This window comes from Streptomyces sp. NBC_01669, assembly GCF_026339735.1.
Classification (GTDB): domain Bacteria; phylum Actinomycetota; class Actinomycetes; order Streptomycetales; family Streptomycetaceae; genus Streptomyces; species Streptomyces yanii.
In genome coordinates, this window is record NZ_JAPEQG010000002.1 from 1,162,007 (window position 1) to 1,177,321 (window position 15,315).

The 15,315-nt window shown below is 67.9% G+C and carries 14 protein-coding genes and 3 pseudogenes; 8 read left to right on the plus strand and 9 right to left on the minus strand.

Annotated features, from left to right (window positions below; translation table 11 throughout):
* Nucleotides 1-201 precede the first annotated feature (201 nt).
* The 4 genes and pseudogenes from OG972_RS46450 to OG972_RS46465 all read right to left on the minus strand — a co-directional run bounded on the left by OG972_RS46450 (nt 202) and on the right by OG972_RS46465 (nt 4,483).
* A complete protein-coding gene (locus OG972_RS46450; protein ID WP_266992828.1) occupies nt 202-1,506 on the minus strand; it encodes a HAMP domain-containing sensor histidine kinase in 1,305 nt (434 codons plus the stop codon).
* A gap of 1 nt (nt 1,507) precedes the next feature.
* Nucleotides 1,508-2,194, minus strand: coding sequence for a response regulator transcription factor (locus tag OG972_RS46455; RefSeq protein ID WP_266992830.1), 687 nt, complete (start codon nt 2,192-2,194; stop codon nt 1,508-1,510).
* 131 nt (nt 2,195-2,325) lie between these two features.
* Nucleotides 2,326-3,953, minus strand: a pseudogene (locus OG972_RS46460) (IS200/IS605 family accessory protein TnpB-related protein).
* 149 nt (nt 3,954-4,102) lie between these two features.
* Entirely contained in the window at nt 4,103-4,483 is a 381-nt protein-coding gene (locus OG972_RS46465; RefSeq protein WP_266992832.1) for a transposase, read from the minus strand.
* A 136-nt stretch (nt 4,484-4,619) separates the two neighbouring features.
* On the opposite strand from OG972_RS46465, the gene OG972_RS46470 reads away from it, so the two are divergent.
* On the plus strand, nt 4,620-5,387 hold the full coding sequence (locus tag OG972_RS46470) for a hypothetical protein (RefSeq protein WP_266992834.1): 768 nt from the start codon (nt 4,620-4,622) through the stop codon (nt 5,385-5,387).
* Nucleotides 5,388-5,789: 402 nt separating this feature from the next.
* Here OG972_RS46470 and OG972_RS46475 read toward each other — a convergent pair whose 3' ends face one another.
* On the minus strand, nt 5,790-6,974 hold the full coding sequence (locus OG972_RS46475) for a helix-turn-helix domain-containing protein (protein ID WP_266992836.1): 1,185 nt from the start codon (nt 6,972-6,974) through the stop codon (nt 5,790-5,792).
* A 127-nt stretch (nt 6,975-7,101) separates the two neighbouring features.
* On the opposite strand from OG972_RS46475, the gene OG972_RS46480 reads away from it, so the two are divergent.
* On the plus strand, nt 7,102-7,644 hold the full coding sequence (locus OG972_RS46480) for a flavoprotein (protein WP_266992838.1): 543 nt from the start codon (nt 7,102-7,104) through the stop codon (nt 7,642-7,644).
* A gap of 445 nt (nt 7,645-8,089) precedes the next feature.
* Here OG972_RS46480 and tnpA read toward each other — a convergent pair whose 3' ends face one another.
* Entirely contained in the window at nt 8,090-8,515 is a 426-nt protein-coding gene (gene tnpA / locus OG972_RS46485) for an IS200/IS605 family transposase (RefSeq protein WP_266992840.1), read from the minus strand.
* Between the two features lie 49 nt (nt 8,516-8,564).
* Here tnpA and OG972_RS46490 point away from each other — a divergent pair, with 49 nt between their 5' ends.
* Together OG972_RS46490 and OG972_RS46495 are read left to right on the plus strand one after the other, a co-directional pair.
* A complete protein-coding gene (locus OG972_RS46490; protein ID WP_266992842.1) occupies nt 8,565-9,764 on the plus strand; it encodes a transposase in 1,200 nt (399 codons plus the stop codon).
* A 458-nt stretch (nt 9,765-10,222) separates the two neighbouring features.
* The gene (locus OG972_RS46495) at nt 10,223-10,543 is read left to right on the plus strand and encodes a hypothetical protein (RefSeq protein WP_266992844.1); all 321 of its coding nucleotides are present in this window, start codon (nt 10,223-10,225) and stop codon (nt 10,541-10,543) included.
* Here the strand turns inward: OG972_RS46495 and OG972_RS46500 are convergent.
* A pseudogene (locus tag OG972_RS46500) lies at nt 10,497-11,968 on the minus strand (IS3 family transposase). The gene OG972_RS46495 and the pseudogene OG972_RS46500 sit on opposite strands and share 47 nt — an antisense overlap.
* Nucleotides 11,969-12,345: 377 nt before the next feature.
* Here OG972_RS46500 and OG972_RS46505 point away from each other — a divergent pair.
* A pseudogene (locus OG972_RS46505) lies at nt 12,346-12,630 on the plus strand (1-deoxy-D-xylulose-5-phosphate synthase N-terminal domain-containing protein); the annotation flags it as partial.
* Nucleotides 12,631-12,651: 21 nt separating this feature from the next.
* Here the strand turns inward: OG972_RS46505 and OG972_RS46510 are convergent.
* Nucleotides 12,652-12,816 carry a hypothetical protein gene (locus tag OG972_RS46510; RefSeq protein WP_266992846.1) on the minus strand — a complete coding sequence of 55 codons (165 nt, stop codon included), beginning with the start codon at nt 12,814-12,816 and terminating at the stop codon, nt 12,652-12,654.
* 29 nt (nt 12,817-12,845) lie between these two features.
* A complete protein-coding gene (locus OG972_RS46515; RefSeq protein WP_266992848.1) occupies nt 12,846-13,760 on the minus strand; it encodes an ion transporter in 915 nt (304 codons plus the stop codon).
* 162 nt (nt 13,761-13,922) lie between these two features.
* Between OG972_RS46515 and OG972_RS46520 the strand changes: the two genes are divergently transcribed.
* The 3 genes from OG972_RS46520 to OG972_RS46530 all read left to right on the plus strand — a co-directional run bounded on the left by OG972_RS46520 (nt 13,923) and on the right by OG972_RS46530 (nt 14,967).
* Nucleotides 13,923-14,072, plus strand: coding sequence for a twin-arginine translocase TatA/TatE family subunit (locus tag OG972_RS46520; RefSeq protein ID WP_266992850.1), 150 nt, complete (start codon nt 13,923-13,925; stop codon nt 14,070-14,072).
* A gap of 377 nt (nt 14,073-14,449) precedes the next feature.
* Nucleotides 14,450-14,638: a GGDEF domain-containing protein gene (locus tag OG972_RS46525; protein WP_266993046.1), complete on the plus strand. Its 189-nt coding sequence runs from the start codon at nt 14,450-14,452 to the stop codon at nt 14,636-14,638.
* Between the two features lie 11 nt (nt 14,639-14,649).
* Nucleotides 14,650-14,967 (plus strand): bifunctional 2-polyprenyl-6-hydroxyphenol methylase/3-demethylubiquinol 3-O-methyltransferase UbiG, encoded by a 318-nt coding sequence (locus tag OG972_RS46530; protein WP_266992852.1) that lies wholly within the window; start codon nt 14,650-14,652, stop codon nt 14,965-14,967.
* Nucleotides 14,968-15,315: the final 348 nt, after the last annotated feature.

Genomic DNA, 15,315 nt, shown 5'->3' on the forward strand with positions numbered 1-15,315 from the left:
TGCTGTCCGGTAAGACCGCGACGTGGCGATCCCCGATCACGGGACCCTGCCGACATCAATCACGCTATCGAGCACCTGGTTAGCGTCCGCTGTGGGGAGGGTTAGGCCACGGTTAAAGCGTGCGTTTGAGCGTCCGCACTTCAACGTCGGCGAGGTCGCAATCATCGACAAGCGCCGCCTGCCAAGCGCGGGTGCCTGCGGTCAGGTCAGGTCAGGGCCTGAGTTCTGCGGGTTCGGCCGGGGGATGAGCCAGGTGAAGCAGGGACGCGGGGCCCGGCGGGAGACAAACAGCCGCCCCCCTTCGGCCTCCACCAGGGATCGGGCGAGCGTCAGCCCGAGGCCGTGCTCTTCGCCCGCCGGGCGGCGGGCGAAGACGTCCTGGCCTTCGGGCAGCCCCGGGCCCTGGTCTTCGACATCGACGGCCAGGACCTCGCTGGCGTCCCTGGCCCGCACGGTCACCTCTCCCCGGCCGTGGGACGCGGCGTTGGCGATCAGCACATCGAGTACCTGGCAAGCGGCTTGCCGGGAACCGACGGCCGGCGGCAGGTCGTCCTCGACCACCACCCGCAGCCGACGGCCCGCCACCGCGAGATCGTCCCACCATCGCCTTCGGGCTTCCGTGAGCAGAGCCGCTACATCCAGCAAGGTTCGCTCCGGTACGTCGCGCGCCAGGGCCAGCAGGTCGTCCACGATCGTCGTCATATGGTCCAGCGACTCCAGCGCTGCACGCATCGCTGCGTGCGGGTCGGAGGGTGGACTGACGGTGAGTTCGCTCTCCAGCTCCAGGCGCGTACGGGCCAGCGCGGTGCGCAACTGGTGGGATGCATCGGCGCTGAAGGCCCGCTCCCGCTGCAGCAGCCGGTCAAGCCGGTCAGCGGCACGGTTCAAGGCGATGGCAACCGCGTCGGCCTCCGGCAGCCCGCAGGTGGCGGCCCGCGCGGTCAGTTCACCGTTCTCCAGTCGCCGCGCGGTCGCCGCCAGCGCCTCGAACGGCTGCGCCAGTCTCCTGCTGGACCGCACGGACACCAGGGCCGCGGCGCCGACGGCCAAGGCTCCGAGCCCTCCCATGGCAAGCCAGGTGAGCGCCGAACGGCGCCACGCCCACGCGCCGCTACGGCTGACCTGAACCGCACCGCGCACACGCTTGGCGGACCCCACCGGCACCGCCACGACCAGGTTCCCGCCGACCTGGCGGGACTGCGCGGAGCCCGCCAGGGCAGTCCGTACAGCGGCATCACCATTCGCCGGCCCCGAACCGGTCACCAGACGTGCTCTGGTGTCGTACACCGCCAGCCGCGTGCCGGACCGCAGACGCGGCAACTCACGCGGGTCGAGCTCCCGAACCTGCGTGGGGAGGGTCAGCGCGGCACGGTCGGCAGCCCGCTCCAGCTCACGGATCTCGTCCTGCCGGTACAGGCGCAGCACCGCCACGGCCAGCGGCACGGCGAACAGCAACAGCGCGCACAGCACCGCGACGACCGTGGCCCGCAGGATGCGGAGGCGCACCTCAGGCGTCCGACGGGGGCTCGAGGCGGTACCCGAAGTGCCGCAGCGTAGTGATGTGCACCAGGTCCCCCAGCTTGCGGCGCAGCGCCGCGACGTGCACGTCCAGGGTCTTGGTCGAGCCGAACCAGTTCTCGTCCCAGACCCGGCTCATCAGTTCCTCCCTGCTTACCGCCTGTCCCGATGCCGCCGCGAGCACGGCCAGCAGGTCGAACTCCTTCGGCCGCAGCTCCACCTCGCCCTCGGGCGTCAGGCACCGCCGCGCCGCGCGGTCGATCACCAGCCGCCCATACCCGAGGCTCGCCGCTTCCGCCGCGTCGCCGCTGTCCGCCGCCCGTCGCAGGTGCGCAGTCACCCGCGCCACGAGCTCGGCGAGTCGGAACGGCTTGGTGAGGTAGTCGTCGGCGCCCGACTCCAGCGCCTGGATGACGTCCAATTCCCCGGTGCGGGCCGTCAGCACCACCAGCACCGCGCCCGGCAGCCGGTCCCGCAGCCGCTGGCACAGCTCGAAGCCGTCTACGTCCGGCAGCCCCAGGTCGAGCAGCAGCAGGTCGACGCCGCCATCGGCGGCCCTGGCCAGAGCTGCCGCGCCGTCCTGGCACCAGTTGCTGTCATGTCCGACATTGCGCAGCGAGGCCGCAAGCTTGGGTCCGATAGAGGCGTCGTCCTCCACGATCACGATGTGCGCCACACCACGAACGCTAACCACACAATCACTCACTGACCACTTACCAACCCGCCTGCGCTCGCGTCGCGAACTCCAGCGCCACACGGATGTCCGAGTTCCCGGCATTTCTGCTGCGCGTGCAGTGCGGACCGTTCCTAACCAGTGCGCATGAGTGAGTCCTGGACCCACTGTTGCGTACTGGGCGCATCCCGAACGGTGTTGGATGCGCTGGGTTCCCGCTTTCACTTCCCGCTCGGGGGCACGCCTCTCGGGGCGTGGTCCGTTGTGGGTGGGCGGGTTCCCTTACGCCCCCGGGCGCCTGGTCCGGCCTGGACGGTCCGATGCCCCGCACGATTACTCCGGTCGTGTGGGGGCGGCGCCGTCCGACGCCGGACCGGGTGCCCGAGGGCGCGTCGTCCGATCGCGATACCGGCGGCATCGTGACGAGACATGGTGCGGTGGGGAGTGACCAGCGGTTTCTGCCAGTGCTGGCCACCCCACAGGGAGGTGTAGGCGGGATCGACCGCGACAATGCTCAGGCCCTGTTCGGCGGCCATCGACACCAGCCGGGCCTTCAGTTTCCCGGTCGGGATGCCGGAGATGAGCTGCCGGAACCTCTTGCGGCGGCCGTGTTTCTCGCGGGTCTTCTCGGCGGTGAAGTCGAGGTTCTCGATGCCGATCGCGGCGACCCCGGCCCGCACCGCCCAGTTGATCAGGCGGGTCAGGGCGTGGCGGATCTGCGCGTCACGGTGAGCGGCGGTGCCGGTCAGGTCGTAGGGGAAGCGGTGCGGTCCGCCGACCGGGTTGCCGTGCCGGTCGAGGCGGTAGGCGGCGAAGTGGTCGGCGTTGGTGTCGACGCCGATCATGCCCCGGGCGCGGGCGGTCTCCAACGGGACGGTCCGGACGGCGGGGCGTTGCCAGGATGCGGTGAGGTACCAGCGGCCGCGGTCCACGTTCAGGTGGATGCGGTAGGCGACGGCCCGGTGCGCGGTGATGCGGTCGGCCCACTCCGCGCCCCGGTGCGCGAACGCCACGGTGGAGGCGAGGGTGTACCGGCCGTGCCGGGCGTTGGCCAGGTGCGCGAGCGGGGCAGGCAGTCTGATGCTGACCTCGCCGTCCGGGGTGACGCGGATCGTCTCGTTCCCGAACCGTTTGCCCGACTCGCCGTCGGCGGCAAGAAACCAGCGTTCCGCCTCCCACCGTTGCCGCCACTGGTCTTCGGTGAGCTGGGCCTGGGCGAGGTGGTGGCGGGTGTTCAGGAGACGCTTGCCGCCCCGCACCACCCGCACCCGTCCGGCCCGCCACTCGGCAACAGCCGCCGTGTGCCGGTCTTCCAGTGCCGCGAGACGGCGGGACTTGTGGAACCACTCGTTCTTCGACCGGTAGCCGCCCGCGGCCCGCTTCGTTCCGGGCGCCCCGACCGGGAGGGACAGGCGGTGCCGCAGCGTCCTGATCCCGGCCGCCAGATTCTGGATGTGCGCCGCCTGGCAACGGCGCGCGAGCGCCCACTGATCGTGCGTGGCCTTGGTGATCGCACCCGCGATCCGCGACGACGACACCCCGGTCAGCTCCCGCTTACGCGCCGCCCACGTGTCCGCACCGTGCTCCAGACCATCCGCACAACGAGCCTTGAGATCACGCGAGCTCAGACGGCCCTGGTGCTCACCGACCGCACGCAGGACTCTCTCGTCCTGGGGGTGAGGTGCTTGAGCCGGTCCCGGATCGCCACCCCGCGAGGCCCGGGCACCACGAAGGAGGCCGTCAGCTTCCGCAGACCACCCACCACATCACCCCCCTCCCAGGCCGGACACCTGCCACCAGACCCAACGAGCAGCAGCCGCCAAGGTCACCCATTCGGCCCCAGAAACCCCGTTCCCACTCCCGCGAATGCACCGCCAGGACTCACTCCCGCACACCACCACTCACTTCGGCTCAGCAAACCGACAGCAGTCCGCAACCCCCGTCCTGGCTATCCCCCCCACGCTGCGCTGCGTGAGGACGACGGCGCTTGCACCGCTGGCTGCTCGAACTGAAGAAGGCCGCGGGCTGCCAGAAACGGTCACGCTCCATCCCCAGTTCCTTGTTCTCCCTCTTCGACGCCGCGTTCTCCGCCGTCAGCCGCGCGATCAACGCGTCCCTGTCCTCCGCGGTCGCCCTCCCGGCCCGCTTCGCCCGCGAGACCCAGCTCGCCAGCGTCGCCTCATTTATCCCCAGGTCCTCCGCGACCTCGGGGACCGACTTCCCGGTCTCCGTCACGATGCGTACCGCCCCCTCACGAAACTCCACCGTGAACACTCGACGCTTCTCCGCCATGACAACCAACACCCCCTGCTGTCACGGACTCCACACTACGAGGGGAACCTCAGGTGACGTATCCTCACGCCACCTGCCAAGTCCGCGGCCGGGGGGATTCACACGGCCGGGGCCGGCTCGACACATTGGGGATTCATTGCGCGCAACATCCATCGGCGCCGTACTCACCGGCGCCCTGGTCCTTTCCGCCTCCGCTGTCACCGCTCCGACCGCGTACGCCGCGGAGACCGGAGTGGTGATCCAGAAGGTGTCCGTGAACGGCGGCAAGCCCATCGTCCTCGGCACCTCCCAGACCGAGTCGTTCACCATCTCGGTGACGGCTTCGGACGACTCGGGGATCAGCAGCAAGCTCGCGTTCTTCCAGATCAAGCGCGAGGTCGGGGACAACTACTGGTCGTACCACGGCACCCCGACGTGCACCGCGAGCAGCACCACCACCTCCACCTGCAAGCTCACCTTCAAGCTCGACTCGGGCTGGGGCGTGCCCCGCAACACCCTCGCGGGGCCGTGGAAGGTGGTCGTCCAGCTCCAGTCCAAGGACGGCGATCTCTACAACAACGGCGGCGACATCACCCACCCGGTCCTGCGCCGCGGCAAGCTCAGCGTCGACGCCGGGCCCGAGCCGGTGACCAAGGGCAAGTCGCTCAAGGTCACGGGCAAGCTGACCCGCGCCAACTGGGACAAGCGCACCTACGCGGGCTACACCAACCAGCCCGTGAAGCTGCAGTTCCGCAAGGCGGGCACCAGCACCTACACGACCGTCAAGACGGTCAACACCAACTCGACGGGCAACCTGTCGACGACGGTCACGGCCTCGGCCGACGGTTACTGGCGCTGGTCCTTCGCGGGCACCTCCACCACGTCGGCGGTCAACGCCACGGGCGACTACGTCGACGTGCGCTGACAACCCGGCACCGCCCGGTCCGCTCGGCCCGCCCCGGGCCGGGCGGACCGGCCGGGCCATCTTGCTCCACTGAGGCCGTCATGGCGCCTGCTCCGATTCACGGGCAGCGCACGCCGCCGCGTCCGAGCAAGCCCGGGGGAACCAGCTGTAGGCGGCGCCGCCCTCGGGCTGAGCCCGCTTCTCGCCGAGATCCCTGTCCGAGCCCACAGTGAGAGGCTCCTTGCACCAGACGCAGGACCACCCACGCTGCTGCTGTTCCGTCAGGTCACTGACTGGCGGTAGGTCTCTCACGGTCATGGCGTCCCCGGCTCTTCGTTGATCAGATGAGACCAGCGTGACGGGCTGGGAAGGGCTCAACGCTCACGAATCTGTGAGCGTTGGCAGGTCAGGGTGTGAGTGCGGCTACAGGCCGATCCAGGCGGCCAAGTGTCCGAGGGTGTCTGGGGTGCGGCGCGAGATGTGCACCAGGCCCTTGATGGTCTCGCGGGCGCCCGGGTGGTAGCGCGTCTGCTCGGGGGCTGTGTGCCGGGCGTCGACGATGCTGCTCAGCGCCGCCTCCGTGCGCCCGGTCTCCATCTCCGACCTGGCCTTGTCGATGAGGAAGTGGGCGCGGCGGGAGGTGGCCAGAGCCGTCGGCAGGGTGATCTTCCGGGCTTGGTTCAGGGCTTCGTCGTACTGCCGCATTTCGACGGCCGCGGACATTCTGTGGAGTGCGACGTTCGTCGGACCGAAGCTCAGCCAGTGGACTTCGGAGGCGTCGCCGGTCTGCTTGGCACAGCGCTTCGCTTCGGCGATGTGGGTGTCCACGGCATCCTGCTGGTCGGCGCGGGCGGCGATCACAGACGCTCCGAGGTGGAGTTGCCCGGTAACTGCCACGGCTTCGCGGGTCTGCTCTGCACCGCCGACGATGCCGTGGCCGACTGCCACGAGACGCTGGCCGATCCGGTACTCCCCCTCCCGGAAATAGGCCAACGCACGCATGTACTGGCGGACCGCGGCCAGGCACGGGTCGGATGCACGCTGCGCCGCCCAGCCCATGCGGTCGAGGGCTACCGCAGACAGGTCGTAGTAGCCCAGCTTCACACTGATGTCGTGGGCGGTCCGGTACGTGGAGGCGAGGGCCTGCCACAGCTCCGTCGACGGGGTACGCCAAGCTGCGGTGGTCAGCTCGGCGATCGTCCCCGGCAGGGCCTTGGCCGCCTTGCGCAGGCGTGTGGCGCGTACCTGCTCGCACAGTTGGCCGGCGGCGGCCACGAGTTCGGCGGCCGGCTGCTCAGGGATGGCGTCGTCCGCCCCCAGGTCGTAGAGGTCGAGGGCTTCCCGGATGGGGCGTACCAGTTCAGCGAGTCGGTCCTGCTGCAGTTCGGTCACGTAAGGCTGTCCCGTCAGCACGGTGACGTCGACTCTCAGGGCCTGCGCAACCGCCGCGACGAAGTCGAGGTTCGCGGGTTTGGCGCCGCATTCGACTTGGTTGAGGAGGCTGTACGAGTACGGGATACGGTCCGCGAGTTGCCTTTGCGTCAGGCGGGCCAGTTTCCGCTGCTCTTTGATTCGGGCACCTGTGGTGTCGTCGTCCAGTCTGGGCATAGTGGCTCCGTTCCTGACTCGTCATCCGGACAGTACCCGCGCGCCTGCGCGCTGGACCCCGCATCGCCCCCGATTCGCACGGTTCGGGGCGGTTGCATGTCCAGGGCCCGGCAGGTGGGATGGGCGCATGACGACTCTGTACCTCTTCGGCTCAGCCGCCCCGCCGGTCTTCGACGCGGCCCGGGTTGTGGGGGACGCCCAGGCCCGCGGCTGGGAGGTGTGTCTGGGAGTGACGTCCGTGGCGGCAAGATGGCTGGAACCTCAGCTGCAGGAGCTGGAGGCGCTGACCGGGCACCCGGTGCGCTCCGAGTACAAACTGCCTGGCGAGCCGGACGTGTGGCCGACGGCGGACGCGATCCTCGTCGCGCCGGCCACCTTTAACACGGTCAACCACTGGGCTCTTGGACTGACGTCCAGCTTCATCGTCGGGGTGGTCGCGGAGGCGATCGGCAAACACGTTCCGACGGTGACGATGCCGTGCGTGAACGCCGCCTACGTGCAGCATCCGCAGTTCAAGCAGTCGGTGAAGACGCTTCGTAGCGCGGGGGTGACGGTGTTGTACGGGCCGGGAGGTTTCGAGCCGAATCAGCCGGGCGAACGGCGTCTCGAGAGCTTCCCGTGGGACATTGCCCTGGACTCTGTCGGCTCGATTGTCAGTCCCGCGTCGTAGCCTTGTCGCATGCCCCCAGCCGTCACTGAGCCCAGTTCTGTGCGCTCTGCCGCCGAGGTGAACGCTGACATTCGCGCGCTGTGGGAGCGGTCAGGCAGTCGCCTGTCGCCCTACGTTGCCTGGTGACTGCTCACTGAACCAGAACGAGGTCTCGATCCTGGCACCGGAGACCAGTTTCTACATCCACCTCCCGAAGTTCCAGGACGTCGATTCCGCCGCTCTCATGGAGAACACCGGCCCCGTACGAGTGCTCTTCCCCATGGCGGTCGTCGGCGAGCTGGACCGCTTGAAGGAGTCGAAGGACCGTCATACACGCTGGCGGGCCGACCATCCCTCTTCTTCGGAGGGAATCCCCGCCTTCAGGCGGGGAGGGAATCCGATTCTGAACCCTGCGGCGCGGAGCGCCGCAGTTTCGTTCCGGGATGCCTCGCCCGCGGAGCTGTGCTCAGTCGGGCCGCTTCTGGTTCTCGATGTAGTCCTTGACCATGTGGAGGGGTGTGCCGCCGCATGACCCCGCGAAGTAGGAGCCGGACCAGAAGCGGCCGTGCATGATGGGCTGGTTGACGTGGCCGGTGAACTCCTGCCTCAGCCGGCGCGAGGACACGCCCTTCAAACTGTTGACCAAGTTCGACAGGGCGACCCTCGGCGGGTAATGCACGAGCAGGTGCACGTGGTCTTCTCCGCCGTTGAACTCGATCAGGTCTGCCTCGAAGTCCTCGCAGACTTTTCGCATGATCTCTTCGCAGCGTGTCAGCATCTCGTCGTCGAAGACGGTCCGCTGCCTGGTGACGAACACCAAATGCACATGGAGGTGGTGGACGACGTGACGGCCGCGCCGTACGTCGGGGTTTGGTTCCCAACGTGGTGACATGAACCAATGCTACGGTTAAGGCCGATTCGAGTCGGAGGGGGTGGGCTGAATGATCCGTGCGTACAAGTTCCTCCTGCGACCCACCGCCCGGCAGGACCAGGCCCTTCGCGAGATGCTGCGCGATCACTGCTCGCTCTACAACGGCGCGTTGCAAGAACGCCGCGATGCCTACCGGCACACCTCGAGGACGACGGTCCGATACGGGCAGCAGTCCGCCCAGCTCAAGGACATCCGGGCGTTCGACCCCGAACGTCAGGGCCGTTGGTCGTTCTCTTCTCAGCAGGCGACGTTGCGACGGCTGGACAAGGCGTTCGCCGCGTTCTTCCGCCGTGTCAAGGCCGCAGAGGCACCGGGGTATCCGCGCTTTCGTTCGGGCAGGCGGTTCGACACCGTGGACTTCCCGAAGGACGGGGACGGCTGCCGCTGGGATGCCACCCCGCACGACCCCGTCACCCGCGTCCGCCTCCAGGGTGTCGGGCACGTCAAGGTGCACCAGCACCGGCCCGTGGTCGGCAAGGTCAAGACCGTCTCGGTGAAGCGTGAGGGCAAGCGCTGGTATGTGATCCTGACCGCCGAGCGGCCCCGGCCCGAGCCGCTGCCGGCGACCGGCAGCGTGGTCGGCATCGACCTGGGCATAGCGAACTTCCTCGCCGACTCGAACGGCGAGTTCGTGCCCAACCCCCGTCACGGAGCGAAGGCCGCCGCGAAGCTCGAAGCAGCTCAGCAGGCCCTCGCCCGGTGCAAGCGCGGAAGCAAGCGCCGCCGCAAGGCCGTGGAGACGGTGGCACGTCTGCACCGCAAGGTCCGCCGTCAACGCCTGGACCACGCGCACAAGACCGCGCTGGCCCTGGTCCGCGAGCACGATTTCATCGCGCACGAAGACCTCAGGATCCGCACCATGAGCAAGGCCCCGGCCCCGAAGCCCGACCCCGACCAGCCGGGCAGCTTCCTGCCCAACGGGGCCGCCGCGAAGGCCGGACACAACCGCTCGATCGCCGATGCCGGATGGGGGGTGTTCCTGACGGTCCTCACCGCCAAGGCAGAATGCGCCGGACGGGAAGTGATGGCCGTGGACCCCCGCAACACCTCCCGGCGGTGCCCCCAGTGTGGGCATACCGCCAAGGAGAACCGGCCCACACAGGAGACGTTCCACTGCGTCGCCTGCGGTCACAGCGCGCACGCGGACACCGTCGGTGCTCTCAACGTCCTACGGGCCGGGCTGGTCCGTCGCGAAGCCCAACCGGCATAGCGAGAAGCCACCCCGTTCACGGGGCGGAGGAGTCACACTCTCGCGGTCCTCGACAAGCTCCTCGACGGAGACGACGCTGACGTCCCCGACGAGGTCGAAGTCCTGCCCGAGCGACGACCACCGGGTCAACTCGCCGACAGACCGCATCCTCGGCCTCGAGTTCGACGCCGTCTTCCACGTGCTGCTGCTGTTCAGCTGCCCCAACGCATGATTGCGTCGGCTCACGGAGCCGACCCGTCGCGACGCGACCGTGTCGCGACCTCGTGCGAGTGCTTACGTGACTGCCGAGCCGTTTCACGAAAGCCGGCGTGAACGGAGAGACTCGCATGGCACAGCAGGCTGTACGGGGAGCCGGGACAGGGTCAGCAGAAGAGCGGCACGTCGGAATTCGACGCCGGCTGCCAGCAAGGTGCGGGTGTGCAGGTCGAGCAGGTATCTGGGCATGAGACGATCCGACGATGGTGCTTGGAGAGTTCTTCCTCGCCGCAGACGACGAAGCGGCGGTGCGGGTCGGCCCGGGCAGGAGACATGAATTCCCTGCGGTGCCGTGCGACGGCATCTGTCCCGATGATGCGGTGCTGAAGTGGGAAACCTTGCTGCCACGCGCGTCGGCGAAGGGACCGGTTGATTCAGTTCAGCTCCGCGAAGTGGTGCCCATGGCCAACGACGGGTTCACGGTCTTTGCCATTCCGGACCGGAACCTGTCAAAGCGATCAAGGCAGGTAGATCGTTCTAACGCTGTGCTGGGATCAGTGGGCCGTCTGGTGCCGGCTGGTTGATCCAGGCCGCTGCGGGGACCTTCGGGGGCTCTGGTGGCTTGCGGACGAAGCGTTCAGGGTGCTTCGCGTAGACCGCCTGGAGGACGTCGGCACGCATCTCGCGGAGCTGCTCGGCGAGACCGAAGTGCACGTCGTAGGGCGTGTGCAGGCCGATCCCGGAGTGCCGATGCTCCTCGTTGTACCAGGTGAAGAACTGGGTGCACCACGCCCGGGCGTCCTCGAGAGATCCGAAACGCTCGGGAAAGTCGTGCCGGTATTTCAGGGTCTTGTACTGGCTCTCGCTGTACGGGTTGTCGTTCGACGTCTTCGGCCGCGAATGCGACTTGGTGACGCCGAGACCGGCCATCATCTGGGCGACGTTCTGCGCGACCATCGGGGACCCGCGGTCCGAGTGGATCGTCAACTGCCCGGGTTCGATGCCGTACTTGGCGATCGTCTCGGACAGGAACCGCTCGGCGAGGTCCTTGTTCTCGTGGGCGGCGATCATCCAGCCGACCGTGTAGCGGCTGAAGATGTCGATGATCGTGTAGAGGCAGTAGTAGACGCCCTTGACCGGCCCCTTCAGCTTCGTGATGTCCCAGCTCCAGACCCGGTTCGGGCCCTCGGCGACCAGCTCGGGAACGGTCCGGGGTGGGTGGACGGCCTGACGGCGGCGTTCACGGACCTCGCCATGTCGTCGCAGGAGCCGGTACATCGTCGACTCCGAGCACAGGTAGACACCCCGGTCCAGGAGGACCGCGTAGATCTCGGCGGGCGCCATGTCAGCGAACTCCGGGGAATGGAGCACATCGAGGACCCGTATCTCCTCCTCGGGTGCGAGAGCGCGGGGGTGTCGGCGCCGTTCCCGCCGCGGCTTGGCCGGGGCGGGGCTTCGGCGGTGTTGGCGGTAGTAGGTGGCACGGCTCACGCCGAGCGCGGCGCATGCCTGGACGCGTCCGACCAGCCCGGTGAGCTCTTCAAGGGCCTGGTTGCGGGCGGTGTTGAACGCCACGGCCGCGAACTGGGCCCCGGTCACTGGTTCTTCTCGCCGTTCCTGTTCGGGGCGCTGTCCGTGGCGAACTGGTCGAGCAGCGCGGAGAGTTTTCCCTGGACCTCGATGACGGTGCGGGCCTTCGCGAGGTCGGCTTCCAGGCGGGCCTTCTCCGCCTTCAGCTTCGCGATCTCCTTGTCCCTCGGGTCCGCCTTCGGCCGTCCGGCCGACGCGGCGAGCCCGTCCAGGGCGCCCTTGTCCCGCTGCTGCCGCCACGTCGTGATCAACGACGAGTACAGACCCTCCCGCCGCAGCAGAGCGCCCTTGCCCTTCTTGTCCAACGTCTCGTACTCCGCGAGGATCCTCGCCTTGTACTCCGCGGTATACCGGCGCGGACCGGTCGAACGGGCTTCTACCTGCGGATCAGGGGTCCCGTGGTCATTCGTGCTGGCCACCCGGGCACTACTCCTTCTCCGCCCTCGACTCAATGAATCATCCAGTATGCCTGACTCGATCTACTTTGACAGAGAGGGGACAGGCTGTGCACGGCATTGGTCAGTGCGGGAACGGATCGACTCCGGACGACAGCCGTTCTGTGGGCTGAGACTTCAGAGCCGGACGATGAAATCTCGCTCGACAGAGCGGTGGACCTCTTTGAGCGCCTGTCGGTTCTGGCCGGCCGCGGAGTCGAGAGGAACCTGAACCTGTACTGCTGGTACTTCGCTCCCTGACTCCTCACTCCGCCCCACTCACGTGCCCGTAGCCTCTGCCGCTCACCCGGCCGCGGCGACCACCACCGGACCGGGCACGGGCCGACAAAGAACGCTGTCGGCACAAGCTGCTGACGCGGCGCCAGGATTTCTCCCGGCTCAGGCACGAAGGCGGACTGTCCGGCTATCCCAGCCGCGCGGAGTCCGCCCACGACATTGTGGAGAACCAGCACGCCTCGGTGTCGCTGTCCTGGGCGGCGGGTGGCATTCGTCACCGCGCAACGGCGGGGGCATGTCCCGTCATGCTCGACGAGTTGACCGACGCGCGAAAATCTCGCCGACACTCCGGCCATCGCAGTGGTCTCCATCCCCGTACTGGTCAACGAGTGGTCGACCCAAGGCGGTAGCCGGGCCTCGATTCAGGTTTGTCAAACGAACGGCTCTGCCCCGTAATCGGTGGTAGCGCTGTGTGGTGATCGCTGGAGCAGGATGCGGTGGGGGAGGGTGAGGCCGACGTTGGCGGCGGCGCGGTCGAGTTCGAGCCGACTCAGGACGCCGATGAAGGTCGAGTTGATGATGTTTGAGGTCTTCATGGGTCGCCTCTCGCCATCTGCCGTTGTGGCTACGAGTGACCTCCGGAGGTGGAGGCAGTCCGCTCTGCCTCGCGGGGCCGGCCCGGCGAGACCCGGGTCAGGCCGCGCTCCAGGTCGTCGAGGGCGCGGCGGGCGGTGGCGATGCGTTCGAGCAGCAGGTGGGGGTCCTCTGGGGAGGCCGCGAAAGACCGGTCCCGAGCGTCGTTTTCCTCCATGTCGCGTGCTTCGTCGAGGGAAGTGATGACGACGCCGATGAGGACGTTGACGAGGACGAAGGAAGCGAGCAGGACGTAGGAGGCGTAGTAGAGGATGCTCCAGTGGGAGACCTCCAGGCCCGCACGGACCGCATCGCCGATGCCGTCCAGGGTCATCAGGAGGAAGAGGGTGAGGACGGCGCGGCCGATGGAGCCGTAGTGCTCGGGATCGTGGTGTGCGAAGAAGACCCAGCCCACCATCGCGTAGACGTACAGCAGCAGAGCGCCCACGACCAGGAAGCTGAGCGTGCCGGGGAGACTGCGGCCGACCGCGACCAGGAAGATGCGCAGCTGCGGCAGGAAGCGGGCGGTGCGCAGCACTCGGGCCAGCCGCAACAGTCGCAGGACGGTGGTGTTCTCGCGTACGACGGGCAGGAAGGCGCTCAGTACGACGGCGAGGTCGAAGAGGTTCCACGGGTCGCGGAAGAAGTCCCGGGGGCGGTTGGCGTGGGCGGCCAGGCGCAGCACAATTTCCACCGTGAAGGCGGCGACGCAGGCGTGCTCGGCGAGGCGTAACCACCGGTGCCAGTCGTCCACCAGTCCGCTGTACGTCTCCACGCCGAGCAGCGCGGCGTTGGTGAGGATCAGGGTGAACACGGTGGCGGCGAACCAGCGTGCCTCCGTGATGGCGCGACACTGCCGCGCCAATGTCTCCCGGGTGGTCCGCGTCCCGGCGGTCACTTCCGTCATCCTGCTCTGTTCCTCCGTGCAACGCGCTGTTCCCGGCCGGGCCGGAAGGCGGGCTTGTTGAGCGATCACGCTCCAGGAGAAACTTCTACAGCACTGTAGAGAGCGATGTGCTGCCGGTATGCCGTTTCGGCCGCCGTCCGTCCCCCTGGGAGAGCAGATCTGATGTTCGGCCTGAGTGAACTGGCTCTTGTCCTCCTCGTCGTCGTGGTGGTCCTGGGGGTCAAGAAGCTGCCCGAGCTGACACGTTCGGCAGGCAAGGCGGCCCGCATCTTCAAGAGCGAGGCCAAGGCGCTGAAGAACGACGAGAGGTGAACATGCGCCGGCCCCAGCCCTGCGAGGGGCTGGGGCCGGCGAGGCGTCTGCCGTCAGACCGTTGGTGTGTGGCTCCAGGAAGCGGGCCAACAGGTCGTCCCGGCTCACCATGCCGGTGAGACGGCCGCGGTAGCCAGGGTTTCCCGAAAGGCGCACCGCGCCCCGCCTCCACCTACATGGAGATCTCCATCCCTGATCTTGCGTGGGTATCCCCGGCTTCAGCCGGGGAGGGAAACGCATCCTTGGTCCGGAGGCGCGAAGCGCCGGAGTTCGCCGCGCCTCCGGGGTGACGGTCAGACAGGCCGGTTCTGCCCTTCGATGTACTGGCGGATCATCGTCAGCGGTGCTCCGGAGTCCGGGAAAACCACTTCAAAGACATCAACGACAGCCTCGGGCACGCAGCCGGGGACACCGTCCGCGCGTCGATCGCGGCCCGGCTCACCGCATGGGCAGGTCCGCACGCCGCCATCGACCGCCTCGGGGGCGATGAGTTCTTCTCTGAACTACCGGAGGCAGCACGGCAGCTGCCGGTAAACCAGTGGCATTTTCGTGGACGGACCTCATAGCTTGTGCGTTCGTGACTGGTGATCCGAAGATGCGCCCAAATCGACACGACCTCGGACGAGTGTTCAACGAGGTGCCGGAGCTCTACGACCGGGTCCGGCCGGGATACCCCGACGAGTTGTTCGCGGACCTTGGCGCCGTCACCAGCATGGACGAACGGTCGTCGGTGCTGGAGGTGGGCTGCGGTACCGGTCAGGCGACGCGCTCGCTAGCAGCGCTCGGATACTCAGTGACTGCCGTCGAGCCTGGGGCAGACATGGCCGCACTCGCTCGCCACCGGATCGCTTCCTTCCGCAACGTCGAAGTCGAGACGTCGACGTTTGAGGAGTAGGACAACCGCGGTCGACGCTTCGATGTCCTCGTGGCTGCGTCGTCGTGGCACTGGGTTGACCCGTCGATTGGCTGGCAGCGAGCGCACGACATGCTCCATCCCGGAGGCTAAATGGCGCTGCTCGGCCACGTTGTTGTCCGCCGGCCGGGAGAACCGGAGGTGTATGCCGAGACCGCCGATCTCCACGAGCGGTTCTGCCCAGGGAACCCTGATTGGGGTCATCCGCCACTCGAAGAAGACGTGCGCGGCACCGATGAGGGTTGGGGCCTGGTCGACGATCCCGGAGAATTGTTTGGCCCAACGATCGTGGCTCAGCGAAGTTCGTGGGGGTCGGGCTGGCACAGCGCT